Source organism: Falsigemmobacter faecalis, from assembly GCF_003863335.1.
Lineage (GTDB): Bacteria > Pseudomonadota > Alphaproteobacteria > Rhodobacterales > Rhodobacteraceae > Wagnerdoeblera > Wagnerdoeblera faecalis.
The window spans coordinates 1-14,833 of record NZ_RRAZ01000026.1; the positions used below are offsets into that span (position 1 = coordinate 1).

Annotated in this window: 11 protein-coding genes; 7 read left to right on the plus strand and 4 right to left on the minus strand. The window is 65.0% G+C overall.

All coding sequences use genetic code 11. From position 1 onward, the window contains the following. Nucleotides 1-1,330 precede the first annotated feature (1,330 nt). From EG244_RS15280 to EG244_RS15290, 3 genes are read left to right on the plus strand one after another with little or no spacing between them, the layout of a single operon-like run. Nucleotides 1,331-2,452 carry an ABC transporter ATP-binding protein gene (locus EG244_RS15280; protein ID WP_124965996.1) on the plus strand — a complete coding sequence of 374 codons (1,122 nt, stop codon included), beginning with the start codon at nucleotides 1,331-1,333 and terminating at the stop codon, nucleotides 2,450-2,452. A 56-nt stretch (nucleotides 2,453-2,508) separates the two neighbouring features. Continuing rightward, nucleotides 2,509-3,534 carry a Fe(3+) ABC transporter substrate-binding protein gene (locus EG244_RS15285; RefSeq protein ID WP_124965998.1) on the plus strand — a complete coding sequence of 342 codons (1,026 nt, stop codon included), beginning with the start codon at nucleotides 2,509-2,511 and terminating at the stop codon, nucleotides 3,532-3,534. Further along, entirely contained in the window at nucleotides 3,515-5,245 is a 1,731-nt protein-coding gene (locus tag EG244_RS15290) for an ABC transporter permease (protein ID WP_124966000.1), read from the plus strand. The genes EG244_RS15285 and EG244_RS15290 overlap by 20 nt, the downstream gene beginning before the upstream one ends. Here EG244_RS15290 and EG244_RS15295 read toward each other — a convergent pair. Further along, nucleotides 5,221-6,429: an MFS transporter gene (locus EG244_RS15295; RefSeq protein WP_124966002.1), complete on the minus strand. Its 1,209-nt coding sequence runs from the start codon at nucleotides 6,427-6,429 to the stop codon at nucleotides 5,221-5,223. The genes EG244_RS15290 and EG244_RS15295 overlap by 25 nt on opposite strands. A 94-nt stretch (nucleotides 6,430-6,523) precedes the next feature. Continuing rightward, entirely contained in the window at nucleotides 6,524-7,216 is a 693-nt protein-coding gene (locus EG244_RS15300; RefSeq protein ID WP_124966004.1) for a spermidine synthase, read from the minus strand. Nucleotides 7,217-7,978: 762 nt separating this feature from the next. Here EG244_RS15300 and EG244_RS15305 point away from each other — a divergent pair. Next, nucleotides 7,979-9,400 carry an alanine/glycine:cation symporter family protein gene (locus EG244_RS15305; RefSeq protein ID WP_124966005.1) on the plus strand — a complete coding sequence of 474 codons (1,422 nt, stop codon included), beginning with the start codon at nucleotides 7,979-7,981 and terminating at the stop codon, nucleotides 9,398-9,400. A 237-nt stretch (nucleotides 9,401-9,637) separates the two neighbouring features. Here EG244_RS15305 and EG244_RS15310 read toward each other — a convergent pair whose 3' ends face one another. Continuing rightward, nucleotides 9,638-10,312, minus strand: coding sequence for an SOS response-associated peptidase (locus EG244_RS15310; protein WP_124966007.1), 675 nt, complete (start codon nucleotides 10,310-10,312; stop codon nucleotides 9,638-9,640). 159 nt (nucleotides 10,313-10,471) lie between these two features. Between EG244_RS15310 and EG244_RS15315 the strand changes: the two genes are divergently transcribed. Together EG244_RS15315 and EG244_RS15320 are read left to right on the plus strand one after the other, a co-directional pair. Next, complete coding sequence (locus EG244_RS15315) at nucleotides 10,472-12,085, plus strand: ABC1 kinase family protein (RefSeq protein ID WP_124966009.1); 1,614 nt, start codon at nucleotides 10,472-10,474, stop codon at nucleotides 12,083-12,085. 120 nt (nucleotides 12,086-12,205) lie between these two features. Further along, nucleotides 12,206-12,649, plus strand: a complete 444-nt coding sequence (locus EG244_RS15320; RefSeq protein ID WP_124966011.1) for a PACE efflux transporter — start codon at nucleotides 12,206-12,208, stop codon at nucleotides 12,647-12,649. A gap of 41 nt (nucleotides 12,650-12,690) precedes the next feature. Here the strand turns inward: EG244_RS15320 and EG244_RS15325 are convergent, their stop codons facing one another. After that, complete coding sequence (locus EG244_RS15325; RefSeq protein WP_124966013.1) at nucleotides 12,691-13,119, minus strand: hypothetical protein; 429 nt, start codon at nucleotides 13,117-13,119, stop codon at nucleotides 12,691-12,693. 126 nt (nucleotides 13,120-13,245) lie between these two features. Between EG244_RS15325 and EG244_RS15330 the strand changes: the two genes are divergently transcribed. Then, nucleotides 13,246-14,556, plus strand: coding sequence for an ATP-binding protein (locus EG244_RS15330; RefSeq protein ID WP_124966015.1), 1,311 nt, complete (start codon nucleotides 13,246-13,248; stop codon nucleotides 14,554-14,556). Nucleotides 14,557-14,833: the final 277 nt, after the last annotated feature.

Here is a 14,833-nt window from a genome sequence, read left to right on the forward strand (position 1 = left end):
TCCTCGATCCGATCCACCAGATGCCGGGACTGAACACCTAAGCAGGTCGGGGCACCCTTTTGTTTGCTCAACAAAGGTCCTGAGTTCCGCAGGCCGTGTCATGAGCGCTGTCTGCTCCTCCTGCCAGGCCTTTACGCCGGCCCCGGCATGCAGCCCTGCAGGACCTCGTGCAAGAGGTGTCTGCAGCCACGGCTGCTATCCGGGCAGCCGGGCATCGGCGGCCATAATCGGTGACGGCAAACCCTGAGCGCTCTTTCCGACTTGCCCCTGCGCCGACGGCGCTTGAACCGGTGGTGTCACAGCGGCGCAGGTCCAACCTGCCGCGCAATTGCAAAGCTAAGGTTTGAAGATATAAGGATTGCTCATGTCCGGACAGCGCCTGTTCACTCGGGCCGCTCTTGGCCCCGCCGCGTTCAATCTGCGCCCATCCGCGTTTTTGCCAGGCCTCGGGCCAAATGCGGTCCGGCTCCACTGTCGCAGATGCTGCGTGGCGGGACGCCTCCCGGCATCCGGACCCGATGCCCGTGGGCATCAAAACAGCATCTCATGGGCCTGACGCATATAAGCGCGGACCCAAAAGGGCGGCTGTGCGACAGGCTGACAGGCGCCAGCTGCAGCCTGGGGCGCTCTCAGCCCGGATGAGCGTCCTCTTCACCTGGGGCAAATTGGCAAGCCTCGCCTGGCTGAAAACTCAGCCAGGCGAAGTCGCCTCGGCCCGAGGTTTACTCTTCCCGCCGTGTGGCGCGCCATTTGCGGCCAGACACTGCCGCTGCGCCATATGAACCGATGTCGTCCGGGCGGTCAGTTCCGCATGGATCTGCTCTTGCCTGCGCAGGTCTTCGCGCAAGTGGCTCACTTCGGCTTTCAGCCCGCCGGCCATTTTCTCCGCAGACGGATGCGGCTTGCTGCATTTTGGCACCGTGAACCAAAGCGCGATCCTATCAGAATGCAAATCCCTCTTTATGGGGTTGTGACCCAGGGCCCACAGGCCGGGATATCTTCCGGATCGGCAGCCTCTCCAGAAGTGCGATCCGACGGAGAACATTCAAAAATCCCATGTGCATCCCCCCAGGGCACTCCGCCGCTCGCGGCAATGAAGGAAGGCTCACATGGATCACTCCCCACGAAAATGACCCGGCTCAGGGGCGCGCGCCTTCGCGGAACTCAGCACCTGCACCGAGAGCCAAAGCCCCCCGCCACGCGCGGTTCAGCGCTGATCAGATCGCCCCACGGGGACCATCAGGTGAACTTCGGGCGCAGACACGATCTGGCTCCTGCGGCCGCTTCGCTTTAGGAATGGTCTTATCTCTGAGGTTATTGAGAGGCTGCCATGCCCGTCGCAACACAGACTGCCCTGACCCTCGATAAGGTCTCGCATGCTTTTTCGGGAAATCAGGTGCTGTCTGAAGTCTCGCTGGAGATCCCGGCCGGACAGATCACCTGTCTTCTGGGGCAGTCGGGTTGCGGAAAATCGACGCTTCTTCGGCTGATCTCGGGGATTGAGCGGCCACAGTCCGGGCGCATTCTGGGGGCCTCGGGGCTGTTGTCAGGGCCGGAGGCTTTTGTCGAACCCGAAGACCGCAGCATCGGCTTTATGTTTCAGGACTATGCGCTGTTTCCGCATCTCAATGTCTTTGACAATATCGCCTTTGGCCTGCGCCGCCTGCCCGCCGCAGAGCGGATGCAGCGGGTGAAAGAGACGGCCGGACATATCGGCATCACCCACCTTCTGCGCCGCTATCCGGACGCGCTTTCGGGCGGAGAGCAGCAGCGCGTGGCGCTGGCCCGCGCGCTGGCGCCACGGCCGCATCTGATCCTGATGGATGAGCCTTTTTCCAACCTCGATCAGGGGTTGCGCGAAAAGGTCCGCAGCCAGACCCTGGCCATCCTGCGCGACTTTGCGGCCACCGCCATCGTCGTCACCCATGATCCCCAGGAGGCGCTGGCCATGGGCGATCAGATCGTTCTGATGCGCGCAGGCCGGGTCGAGCAGACCGGCACGCCCTTTGAGATTTATGACCACCCGGTCTCGCCCTATGCGGCGGAATTCATCGGCCCCTGCAACCGGCTGACCGGCCTTTGGCGGCAGGGCCATCTGGAAACGCCGATCGGCACCTTCCGCGGTGCGCTTGATCTGCCGGAGGGAAGCCTGGCGCTGGCCTGCATCCGGCCCCAGGCGCTGTCGCTGGGCCAGGAGGGCGAGGGGATCCCGGCGCGGGTGCTCTCAAAGACCTTCGTGGGAGAGAGTGAGCAGATTGAACTGCAGATCCACCCCCTCGGAGAGCCGCTGCGGATGCACAGCCACCGCCGTATCTCTGCCCCCGTCGGTGCGCAGGTCAGCCTGCTGACCAATAACGCCGAGGTGCATATTTTCCCGCGGGACGGGGACGATCCGGAGGGCGCTCCCGCCCTGCCTGGTCAGGAGAATTCGAAATCCGACAAAAACACTTAACAAACTTCGGCAAATCTGTATCTTCGCCCCGGACAGAGCCACGGTTGGAGATCTTCATGTCGCGTATCACTTCAGTCAAAGGCCTGCTGCTGGCCGGAAGCCTCATCGCGCTCAGCGCGGCTGGCAGCTTTGCGCAGGAACTTAACCTTTACACCTCGCGCGAGCCGGGTCTGGTTGAGCCGCTGCTGCAGGCCTTCACCGCCGACAGCGGCATCAAGGTGAACACCGTCTTTCTGAAAGACGGCCTGGTCGAGCGTGTGGTCTCTGAGGGCGCAAGCTCTCCGGCGGATCTGCTGATGGCCGTGGACGCCGGAAATCTGGTCGATCTGGTCGAGCGCGGGTTGACGCAGCCCGTCACCTCTGAGGTGCTGAACACCGCGATCCCGGCCAATCTGCGCGATGCAAACAACGAATGGTTTGCCCTCTCGATGCGGGCGCGGGTGGTCTATGCCGCCAAAGAAATCGGCCTCAAAGAGATCAGCTATGACGATCTGGCCGACCCGAAGTGGAAGGGCAGGATCTGCATCCGCTCGGGCCAGCACCCCTATAACACCGGGCTGATCGCGGCCTATCTGACCCATAATGGCCCCGAGGCCACGAAAACCTGGCTTGAGGGCGTGAAAGCCAATCTGGCACGCAAAGCCGGCGGCGGCGACCGCGACGGCGCGAAAGACATTCTGGGCGGGATCTGTGATCTGGCGGTGGCCAATTCCTATTACGTGGGCCTCATGCGCTCGGGCAAAAGCGGCGATGAGCAGAAGGCCTGGGGCGATGGCATTGATGTCATCCTGCCGACCTTCAAAGACGGCGGCACCCATGTGAACGTCAGCGGCGCGGCCGTGGCGAAACATGCGCCGAACAAAGAGAATGCCGTGAAACTGCTGGAGTTTCTGGTTTCCGATGAAGCGCAGAAGCTTTATGGCGAGGCAAATTACGAATATCCGGTGAAACCGGGCGTGGCGCTGGATCCGATCGTCGCCTCTTTCGGCGAGCTGAAGGTCGACAGCCTGCCGCTGGCCGATTTCGTCAAGAACCGCAAAGCGGCAAGTGAACTGGTAGATAATGTCGGGTTCGACAACTGAGAAAGCGGGACGCTCCGGCCTGGCTCTGCGCCTGTCCGGGGCCCTGCACCGCAGGCTGACCCTGCCCCCCCGCCCTGCCGGGGGGGTGTGGTTTTTTGTGATCCTGGCGATTGCGGCCCTGGTCTTGGCCCCGGTTCTGGCGCTGCTGTGGCAGGCCTCCAGGGGCTCGGTGACGCTCTGGTCGCATCTGATGGGCTCGGTGCTGCCCCATGCGCTTGGGCAGACGCTGATCCTGATGGGCGGCGTGGGCGTGCTGGTGGCCCTAAGCGGCACGCTGCTGGCCTGGGCGGTGACGGCCTGGGACTTCCGCGGGCGGCGTCTGCTGGAATGGGGGCTTTTGCTGCCGCTGGCGGTGCCGACCTATATCGTGGCCTATGCCTATTTAGATCTTCTGCATCCCATTGGTCCGGTTCAGGAATTCCTGCGCCAGATGCTGGGCTATACCAGCCCGCGGCAGTTCCGCCTGCCCGATCTGCGCTCGATGCCCGGGGCGATTGTGCTGCTGAGCCTTGTGCTCTTTCCCTATGTCTATCTGCCGGTCCGGGCGATGTTTATGACCCAGGCGGCGAACCTGCTGGAGGTTTCGCGCACGCTGGGGCTGTCGCGGCGGCAGGCCTTCTGGCGGGTGGCTGTGCCTTCGGCGCGGCCCGCGATTGCCGTGGGGGTCAGCCTTGCGCTGATGGAGGTCCTCAACGACATCGGCGCTTCTGAGTTTCTCGGCGTCCGTTCGCTGACGATTTCGGTCTATACCACCTGGGTCACCCGCTCGGATCTGCCGGGGGCGGCGCAGATCGCGCTGGCGATGCTGCTGCTGGTGGTGGCGCTGGTCTCGCTGGAGCGTTGGGCGCGGCGCAACCAGCGCTACAGCGTCAATGCGCAGCGCGCGCGGATGATTGAGCCGCTGCTGATCCGTGGCCCCCGCGCCTGGGGGATGTTTGCGCTGGCGGCCCTGCCGATGGTCTTTGGCTTTCTGATCCCGGCGGGCTATCTGGCGGCAGAGGCGGTGCAAAGGTTCCATACCGCGGGCCTCTCACCGCAGCTTCTGCGGGAGGCGGGCAATTCCTTCACCATTTCGGCTCTGGCCACCCTCGCGGTGCTGATCTGCGGCGTCATCATTGCCTGCGGGGCAAGGCTCTTTCCCTCGCATGCTTTGCAGATCGCGCAGCGCATCTCGGGGCTGGGCTATGCCATGCCGGGCACGGTGCTGGCGATCGGCATTCTGACGGTCTCGGCCGGGTTTGACCGCAGTCTTGATGCCGCGATGCAAAGCTGGTTCGGCGTCTCGACCGGGCTTTTGCTGATCGGCTCGGGCATGGCGCTTGGCTATGCCTATCTGGTGCGGTTTCTTGGCATTGCCTCAGGCTCCACCGAGGCGGGTCTCACCCGTTTTCCGCGCAGCTATGACCATGCCGCCCGCAGCATGGGGCGCAGTGCGGCGGGCACGGTCTTCAGCCTGCATCTGCCGCTCTCACGCTCGGCCATTGCGGCGGGGGGACTGCTGGTCTTTGTGGACTGCATGAAAGAGCTTTCGGCCACGCTGCTGCTGCGACCGCTGAACTTTGAGACCCTCGCCACCCATCTTTACGGAGAGGCCGCGCGCGGCACCTATGAAGAGGCCTCGATCGCGGCGCTGGCCATTGTGGCGGTTGGCATTTTGCCGGTGATCCTGCTAGCGCGGGTCGGCGGTCAGGCGCGGCGGCGCGCCTCCTGAGCGCCCGCGCCGCGCAGGGCAAAAAGCCCCGCCAGCGGCCCGAGGCTCAGAAGCAGCGCTGTCTGCAGCCCCAGCCCCCCCGCGACCGCGGTGGTCAGCGCAATCGAGACCATGGTGATGGCAAAGCCGACCGCATTCATCATAGAGAGCGCCGATCCCACCAGCGCGGGCGGACAGGCCGTGGCGCAGATCGCCGAGAACTGCGGGGAATCTGAGACCACGCTCGCCCCCCAGATCAGAAAGACCGCTCCGAACAGCCAAAGCGGCAGCGCCCCGCCAAAGGCCCCGACCAGCAGGCAGCAGGCCCCTGAGATCACCAGCGAGGCCCGCGCCACCGCTTGCCCCGATGTGCGCCGCGCGATCAGCCCGCCCAGGATACAGCCCAAAGCCCCGATTGCGATCACCCCGAAGGAATAAAGCGCAAGCCCCGGGGCTTCAGGCCTCAGCCGCACCGCCAGCAGCAGCGGCACCAGGGTCCAGAAGGCGTAAAGCTCCCACATATGGCCGAAATAGCCCAAAGCGGCACTGCGAAAGGCGGGCAGCCGAAAGGCCGCGCGCAGGCCGGAAAGGGTCTCTCTCAGGCCTGGGGGCCGCGCCGCCGCCGCCGCCGCCGCCGCGCGCTGCGGCTCTCCCAGCGCCAGCACCAGCCCCGCAGCGACCAGCGCCAGGCCCGAGGCCGCAAGGATCACCCCCTGCCAGGGCAGCCCGCCCGCTGCCGCGCGCATCCCATGCGGCAGCGCCGTCCCCAGCGTCAGCATGGCCACCAGCACCGAAAGCCCCCAGCCCGCCTTCTCCGGGGCCCAGCGCACCATGAGTTTCATCCCGATGGGATAGATCCCCGCAAGGCTCAGCCCGGTCAGAAAGCGCAGCACCAGCCCCCCGGCCAGCCCCTCTGCCAAAAGCGCAAAGCCCGCATTCAGCGCCGCCCCCAGAACGGCCGAGACCGCAAAGATATGCGTGGCGCGAAACCGATCCGCCAGCCCGCTCAGCGCCAGCAGAAGGGTGCCCGCGATAAAGCCCGCCTGCACCGCTGCCGTCAGCCAGCCGATCCCCGCCGCCGTCAGCCCCCAGAGCGCCGAAAGCTCCGGGGTGACGGCATTGGAGCTGAACCACAGCGAGGTGCCAAAAAGCTGCGCCAGAGAGATGACGGCAACCGGGCTTTGCCGAAGGGCGTGAGAGATCATGGCGCGGCGGGCTTTCCTCAGACGGCTTTGCGCCGCAGTGAGGCGCAAAGCCGCGCCGCCGTCAACGCAGGAACGCGAAGACGGGCGCCCCGGCTCAGGCCGCTGTCTTCAGCGCCACCCCCTGCTTTTGCAGCGAATAAAGGTGGTGCATGGCATCCACCCGCCCCGGCACCAGCGCGATATCATCCCGCGTCCAGGGCGCGCCGCGCTGCGAAAGCCGCGCCTCAAAGGCTTCCGAGGCGGTGGCCGACCAGAAACAGGCCAGCCCGCCCGGCGCGAGGGCGGCCTCAACCAGGGCAATGCCGCCCTGCTCATAGATCGGGGTGTTTTCCGGGCGGATGATGAAATCGGGCCCGTTGTCGGTGTCGAGAAGGATCAGATCATACTGCTCCGCCTGCCGCGCCATATGGGCCTGCACATCTTCGACATGCAGATGACAGCGCGGATCCCCCAGCGGATGGCCTGCGAGATGGCCGAAGACATCACGGTTCCAGGCGGCGATCTCGGGGATCAGCTCGCAGACATGCACCTCTGCTTCCGGCAGCGCCAGATCCAGAACCGCCCGGGCGGTATAGCCAAGGCCAAGGCCGCCGATCAGAATGCGCCGCGCCGCAAAGTTCATCCGGCGCATGGCCCGCAGCGCCAGCTGATCCTCCGACTGGTGGTTGAACGAGGACATCAGCTCGATGCCGTTATAGCGGATCTCAAAGGTCTCACCGCGCTGGCGCAGATGAATATCATCGCCCGACGCCGTCGCGGCGCGGGTCAGAGTGGTCCAGAGTGTCATGTCAAATCCCGTGAACGGTCAGGCCCCGGCCTTTTGCAGGCGGGGCAATAAAGGGTTCGTCGGATTTCGGGTTGCCTTACGCCCTAAGCGCTCCGGCAACCCTCAGACATTGTTTGCCCTGAGACCAACCAGAAGGGGAAAGACAGCCGAGAGATTGGAAAGCGAATGCATAATCTGTCCGGTCTGACGCCTGAGCCCGCAGATCACGCCCGCGGGTGCGGCCCCGTTATGCCCCCCGGCACCCCGGATGGCAAGCCTGGGGTCCCCCGCGCGCCCCTGCCAGGGCTTCCGGGCGCGGTGTCCTTCCGAAGTCAGGCCTGTGCCGGACCTGAGCCTGCAGCACCCGCCGCCTCCTCTCCCCCACAGCGGGGCGTGATACCAACGCGCTGCCCGCCACCTCCTGCGCAGGGGCGCTTGTGCGGAGCTTCTCACAGGCTGCTGAAACGCAGTTTGGGGCGGGGAGGCGGGGGAGATCCCGCCCGGAGCGTCATACCTCAAAGGGGGGAACCTGCCTGGCACGGGGAAGATCGGGCAAATGCCCTCGTTTTTCAAAAGCTTCCCCCCCTGCGCGCGACCCTTTCAGTACCTGGCAGCTCGTCAGGACCGGGCCGGCAGGCGCATCCTGCTTTCGTCCGCAAACAACAGCCGCGACGATTTCGGCTCTGCAAATTCCGGGCTTCCGGGTGTAAGGCAAGCGCTCCCGGCCTCATCAGGGCTGAATGGCCGGGGTGTCTGTCGCCTGAGCGGCCCGGGAGTATCAGTTTGGACAGAGTCGTCGATTTCATCAACTCCATCATCTGGGGTTATGTTCTGATCTACGGGCTGATCGCGGTGGGGATCTGGTTCTCGATCCGGCTGCGCCTGCAGCAGGTACTGCGCTTTGGCGAGATGATCCGCTGCACGCTTGCGCCCTCAACGGGCGACGGGAACGGGATCTCGCCTTTTCAGGCGCTCTGCACCAGCCTCGCCTCGCGCGTGGGGACCGGCAATATCGCCGGGGTGGCGGTGGCGCTGGTTCTGGGCGGTCCGGGGGCGATCTTCTGGATGTGGGTGGTGGCCTTTGTGGGCATGGCCACGGCCTATGCGGAATCTGCCCTGGCGCAGCTTTATAAGGTCCGCCAGCCCGGAGATGCCGGAGCGGTCTATCGCGGCGGTCCGGCCTATTACATCGCCCGTGGCCTGGGGATGCCCTGGCTGGGGGCGCTGTTCTCGGTCTGTCTGATCCTCTCGGTCGGGCTGGTGGTCAATGCGCTGCAGTCAAATTCGATCGCACAGGCCATGGAGGGGGCCTTTGGCCTGTCGCGGCTGGGCACGGGGCTGGCGCTGGCGGCGCTGACGGCGCTGGTGATCTTTGGCGGCATCCGCAAAATCGCCACGGTGGCCGAATATATCGTGCCCTTCATGGCGGGGATCTATCTGCTGGTCACGCTTTATGTGATGGCGGTCAATTTCGCTGAGATCCCGGGGGTTTTCGCGCAGATCTTCACCCATGCCTTCGGCCTTCAGGAGGCGGCGGGCGGTGTCGCGGGCGGGATGGCAGCGGCCATGCTGAACGGGGTCAAGCGCGGGCTGTTCTCCAATGAGGCGGGCATGGGCTCGGCGCCGAATATCGCGGCCGCCGCGACGCCCAATCCGCACCACCCGGCCAGCCAGGGCTTTGTCCAGGCCTTTGCGGTCTTCATCGACACCATCATCGTCTGCACCTGTACGGCGATGTTTATTCTGCTGTCGGGCATCTATACCCCCGGAGGCGAGCTGACCGGCACCCAGCTGACCCAGGCCGCGCTGGCCGAGCATATCGGCAGCTTTGGCCCCACCTTCATCGCAATTGCGATTTTCTTCTTCGCTTTCACCACCATCATCGGCTGCTACGCCTATTCGGAAATGGCCATGGCCTATCTGGGTCTTGCCACCCGGCGCGGGCTTCTGGTGCTGCGCTGTCTGGTGCTGGTCATGGTGGTCTGGGGCGCGCTGCAGACCATTGCCACGGTGTTCAACCTGGCCGATGCCTCGCTGGGGCTGATGGCAGTGGTCAATCTGATTGCCATTGTGGCCATGACCGGCACGGTCACACGGCTGACGAAGGACTACTTTGCCCAGCGCAAAGCCGGTCAGCAGCCGCGCTTCATCGCCGCCGATCACCCGGGCTTTGGTCCGGGGATTGACCCCAATATCTGGCGCTGAGCCCGCTCAGGCGCTCAGTTCCGGCTGCCTCTCAGGCGCCAGCAGCCGGAGCGCGCCTGTCCCATCCCAATCGAGGGTCCGGCTGCGGCCGGGCCCTCTTTTGTTGCGCAGCACCTTCCAGGCATGAAGCACCCGCCCCCCGGGCAGCGCCCGGGTGCATGAAACACCGGCCCCTGGTGGCGCAGCGCCTGATAAAGCGCAAAGCCGCCCGCCTCATGCACCCGGGCGGGGCGCAGATCAAAGGGGCTCATCGGTGACATCCTCCAGCACCTCCAGGCTGCCATCCTCCAAAGGGCGCTGCAGAGACAGCGCCTCCGGCAGCGGCGCGCTCAGCCAGCGGCGCCAGTCCTCAGGCCTGCTCAGGATCACCGGCATGGCTTTGGGATGCACCGCCGCGACTTCGCGATTGGGCTCTGTCGTCAGAAAGCCGAAGAGATCGGTGGTCACCGCGCCCTCTTTCAGCCTGCGCACCGAGGTCCACTCGGTATGGATCCCGGCAAAGAAGGCCAGCGGGCGATCCTGGCCCAGCGCAAACCACAGGGGCTTTCCGCGCGCAGCCCCGGGGCGGGTGTCCGGCTCTGAGAAAGCATCAAAGGGCACGAGGCAGCGGTGCGTGACCCCCAGCCAGCGCCGCCAGTGCGCAGAAGCGGTGTTGCGGATATTGGTGACGCCGGGATCGGTGCGCTTTCCCACCAGACAGGCCTGCGGCGTAGGCATCCCCCAGCGCGCGGTGGTGATCTGAAAGCCCCCCGCTGCAACTGTGATGACCGGAGCGCGGTAATCGGGATAAATCCGCCTCAGCACCGGCTGATTGCCGCTGTTGTCCTGCAATGCCTCTCCGGCGAGCAGGGCCTGAGAGAAGACCTGCCGCATGGCATCCTGACTTCTGGTCTGGGAATAGAGATTGCACATCACCCGGCCCCACCATGAACATTACAAGAACATACCGGAGGCTCCGCCCCTCTGGCAAGCCGCCCTGCACGCTTCTGAGCGATAACTCCGGAGCCGCCCTGCGGCTGCAACGTTGCCCCCCTATCAGCCGCAACTGCGGCGCGAAAGATGAGGTAGCGGGTGGCTCTTCCCTTGCGAGATGCGCGCAGACTGGCGGAAATCATTGCGACCTTCACCCGCTTCGGCGGCGGCTGGCTGCTGGAGCGCGGCGGATTATCCCCCGGCCCCGCCCGGGGCGACGAGGATCTGACCCCCGCCCGCCTGCGCCAGGCGCTGGAGGCGCTGGGCCCGGTCTTTGTGAAACTGGGGCAGATCCTCTCAACGCGGCGCGATCTGATTGACGCCCCCTGGGCCGATGCGCTCAGCCATCTGCGCGCCAGGGTCACGCCGCTGCCCTGGTCTGAGATGGAGGCCCGCGCCGAAACCGCCCTTGGCCGTCCCTGGCGCGAGGTCTTCTCCGCGATCACCCCCGAGCCGATCGGATCGGCTTCGATCGGGCAGGTCTATGCGGCAAAGCTGCTCGATGGCACGGATGTGGTCATCAAAATCACCCGCCCCGACCAGGAAGAGCGCATTCAGGCCGATCTGCGCCTGCTTGAATATGCCGCAGCCCGGGCGGCGGCCCTTTCGCCGGGCGTTGCGCGTTATCAGCCTGCGGCCATGGTGCGCGAGCTGGCCCGCGCCATCCGCGCCGAATTTGATCTGACCGAGGAGGCAGAGAACACCGAAGAAATGGCCGCCAACCTGGCCGGCTTTCCGAAAGTGCGGGTGCCAAAGCTCTGGCGTGCGTATTCCTCGCGCGATCTGATGGTGCAGGAGCGCATCTTCGGCACGCCCCCCTCAGATGCCGAAGCCCTGGCGGCGGCGGGGCTGGATGGCCCGACCCTGGCAGCTGTGGGGGCTGAGGCCTTCATGCATTCGCTGCTGGTCGAGCGGGTGTTTCATGCCGATCCGCATCCGGGCAATCTCTTTGCGCTGCCCGGCAATCAGATGGCCTTTATTGATTTTGGCATGGTCGGTCGCCTGACCACCGCGCGGCAGCGCGAATTGATGGCCTTTCTCAAAGCCATTGTCACCGCCGACCCAAAGGCCTTTGCCAAACTTCTGCTGCGCTGGAGCGGGGCCGACAACATTCATACGCCCCCCGCCTCGCTGGAGGCGGCGGCGGGGCGCTTTATCGCGCGGCACAGCCGCAGGGGGCTCGACCTCTCGCGGGCGATCACCGACATCATGGAGATGGTGCGCGAGGAAAATCTCGCCCTGCCGCCGGATCTGGTGCTGCTGTTCAAGGCCATGGCCACGGCGGATGGCACCATGAAACTCCTTGATCCGTCCTTCGACAGCATCACTGCGGCGAAACCCTTTGTCGCCCGCGATCTTCTGGCGCTGCCGAAACCCGAAGAGCTGGCCGCGCGCTTCAGCGATTTCGCGGGCGCCGCCGCTGCCTTTGGCGAAGAGGCCCCCGATCTGCTGCGCGCAGGCCTCGCCCGCCTGAGCGAGGGCAGACTGCGCGCCGAAGTGACCCTGGCGGGCGGCGGCGATCTCGCCCGCGCGCTGGAACAGGCGGCGCGGCGCATCGCGGGCGGGCTGGTGCTGGCGGCGCTTTTGCTGACCATGGGGCCGGTGCTTGCCAAAGCGGGACCCCTGGTGGCCGGTCTGCCGCTGGGCTCCTGGCTGGGGATTCTGGGGCTGATCGGGGGCGTGTGGCATATCTCACGGCGCTGGAAACTTTAGCGGGGCGCTTGAAGCCGCGGGGGAAATTCTTATATTCCCCCGCAGATGAGCGGAAACCGTGGCTCATTCTGACCTGTATCTGCCCGGGACGGACCGGGCGTTTCAGACCGGAGACACGGCATGTTCCGCCTGCCCGCCACCCAGCGACGCCTTGTGTATGTCGCCCTCTTTGAGAGCCTGGCGATTGTGCTCTCGACACTCCTCCTTAATCTGCTGAGCAAGGATGACAGCCATTCCTCGCTGCCCGTGGCCGTTGCGGTCTCGGTGATTGCCGTGGTGTGGAACTTCGTCTTCAACACCGGCTTTGAGGCGGCAGAGCGCCGCTTTGGCATCACCCACCGCAGCCTGCTGGTCCGGGTGGTCCATGCCGCAGGCTTTGAGGGCGGGCTGGTGCTCTTTACGGTGCCGCTCTTCATGCTCTGGTATCAGGTGGGCGTCATCGACGCTCTGGTGATGGAGGCCGCGATCCTGGTGTTCTTCCTCGTCTTTACCTTCGTCTTCACGCTGGCCTTTGACCGCGTTTTCCCGCTGCCGCATCAGCAGGTGCAGGTACAGGACGCCTGATACGAAAAAGCCCCGGTGCAGCGCTGCACCGGGGCTTTTTCTCAGGTCCGGGTCCGGTCTTCGAGTTTGATCAGCGTCCAGCAGGGCTGGCGCTGGAAAGTATAGGTGATGTCAACGCCCATGCCCCCCGTGGTCTGCAGCGTTACCGTTTCCGCATCCACCTCGGTATAGGTCAGCTTATGGCCCATTTTCACCGCCGCCAGATCGGGCAGGATCGGCCAGCCAAGCTCGTCATGATCATGCGGTGTCTCGATCAGAACCGGGCCGTCTTTGGCCTCCATCTCCATGAAGGCGGCATCGAGCGGATTGAGGCTGGCGGACTGCTGGTTCGTGGCCGAGCCGCCGAACCAGGCAACAAATTCCTCAATATCGTCAAAATCACAGGCGGTCTTCCCGGCGGTGATCACCGGGTTCGCCAGGGCCGCAGGTGCCGCCATTATCAGGGTGAGCGCGGCAAAAATCGCTTTCATCACAAATCCTTCCGGAAAATCTTCCGGCCGGATCCTGCTCTGCGCCCCGGGGGCTGTCAACGCCGGCGTCACGCGGGGGCCATCCTGGTGATTGCCACAGCCCCCGCCGCACCCTATGTCTGAGCCATGGCCCTGCGCATCCGCTCTTATCTGCCCCGCAGCCTTTATGGTCGTGCCGCCCTGATCCTGGTGGCACCGATCGTGATTATCCAGCTTCTGGTCTCGGTGGCCTTTATCCAGCGCCACTATGAGGGCGTGACCGAGCAGATGAGCGAGAGCCTGGTCTATGAACTGCGGCTGGTGCGCGAACTGCATCTCTCGGGAGAGCGCGACCGCGCCAAACAGGTGGCCGAAAGGCTGGGCCTGAAGGTGGCCCCGGCTGCGGCAGCGCCGCTGGACGAAAGCCACGCCTTTTTCGATTTCTCCGGCCGCGTCATTCAGCGCATCCTGCGAGAGGGGCTGCCCGATGTGGTGGCCGTCGATATCAACAGCCACCACCGTGAGGTTCTGCTGCGCGCAGGCCCCCCCGGCGATCAGATCGACATTCTGATTGAGCGGCGCAGGCTCTCGGCTTCTAACCCGCACCAGCTGCTGGTTCTGATGGTGTTTGCGGGGCTGCTGCTGGGCTGCATCGCCTATGTTTTCCTGCGCAACCAGCTGCGCCCCATCAAAAAGCTGGCCGATGCCTCCGAGGCTTTTGGCCGGGGCCAGATCCTGCCCTATCGCCCGCGCGGGGCCGAAGAAGTCCGCGCCGCCGGGGCCGCCTTTTTGCAGATGCGCGCCCGGATTGAGCGCCAGATTGAGCAGCGCACCCTGATGCTCTCGGGCGTCAGCCATGATCTGCGCACGCCGCTGACGCGCCTGCGGCTGGAACTCTCGATGCTCGACCCCGGCCCCGAGGTCGATGCCATGGAAAGCGATCTCGCGGAGATGGACCGCATGATCAGCGGCTTTCTGGACTATGCCCGGGGCGATGCGGCGGAAGAAGCGGTCCTGACCAGCCCCCTGAAGCTTTTGCAGGAAATCACCATGCGGGCGCGGCGCGCCGGGCTGAAGGTTGAGCTGCTGCCGCTCTCTGCGGGGGGAGAGGTGCCCGAGGTCTGGCTGCGCCCTGATGCGGTCACCCGCGCGGTTGAGAACCTGGTGAACAATGCTGCGCGCTACGGCGATCTGATTGAGATTTCGCTCAGCTGGACCACCCGCAAGCTCATCATCTCAATCCAGGACGACGGCCCCGGCATCCCCCCCGAGCAGCGCGAACTGGCGATGAAGCCCTTTGCCCGGCTTGATCCCTCGCGCAATGCCAATGACGGCTCCAACACGGGGCTGGGTCTGGCCATCGTGGCCGAGATCGCGATCAGTCACGGCGGTTCGCTGCAACTGGCGCAGAGCCTGCGCCTGGGCGGGCTGCGGGCCGATATCACCCTGGCGCGTTAGGCCCGGGATTATCCCACGGATCCCGCAGCTTCCCCACATAGTTATCCACAGGGTGGGCGCGGTATTCCTCAGGATCCGCCTGACAGATCTGCGCCCTGCACCCGCCACCGCCGGCCAGATCCCTCTCAGGAATAGGCGCGCCATTCGACGGATATATAAGGATTTTTCCGCTCATTTCAGCGAAGACCTGCCAGAGCTTTGCGCAAGGCCCCCGTGGCCAGAGCGAGCCCCGCCTGCGAAAAACGCAGCCAGCCTCTCTCATTCCGCTGTGCAGGAC

What these genes read in the sequence shown, in the direction of transcription:
- EG244_RS15280 (WP_124965996.1), top strand. Translation starts at nt 1,331, where the DNA reads ATGCCCGTCGCAACACAGACTGCCCTGACCCTCGATAAGGTCTCGCAT.
- EG244_RS15285 (WP_124965998.1), top strand. Translation starts at nt 2,509, where the DNA reads ATGTCGCGTATCACTTCAGTCAAAGGCCTGCTGCTGGCCGGAAGCCTC.
- EG244_RS15290 (WP_124966000.1), top strand. Translation starts at nt 3,515, where the DNA reads ATGTCGGGTTCGACAACTGAGAAAGCGGGACGCTCCGGCCTGGCTCTG.
- EG244_RS15295 (WP_124966002.1), bottom strand. Translation starts at nt 6,429, where the DNA reads ATGATCTCTCACGCCCTTCGGCAAAGCCCGGTTGCCGTCATCTCTCTG.
- EG244_RS15300 (WP_124966004.1), bottom strand. Translation starts at nt 7,216, where the DNA reads ATGACACTCTGGACCACTCTGACCCGCGCCGCGACGGCGTCGGGCGAT.
- EG244_RS15310 (WP_124966007.1), bottom strand. Translation starts at nt 10,312, where the DNA reads ATGTGCAATCTCTATTCCCAGACCAGAAGTCAGGATGCCATGCGGCAG.
- EG244_RS15320 (WP_124966011.1), top strand. Translation starts at nt 12,206, where the DNA reads ATGTTCCGCCTGCCCGCCACCCAGCGACGCCTTGTGTATGTCGCCCTC.
- EG244_RS15325 (WP_124966013.1), bottom strand. Translation starts at nt 13,119, where the DNA reads ATGAAAGCGATTTTTGCCGCGCTCACCCTGATAATGGCGGCACCTGCG.
- EG244_RS15330 (WP_124966015.1), top strand. Translation starts at nt 13,246, where the DNA reads ATGGCCCTGCGCATCCGCTCTTATCTGCCCCGCAGCCTTTATGGTCGT.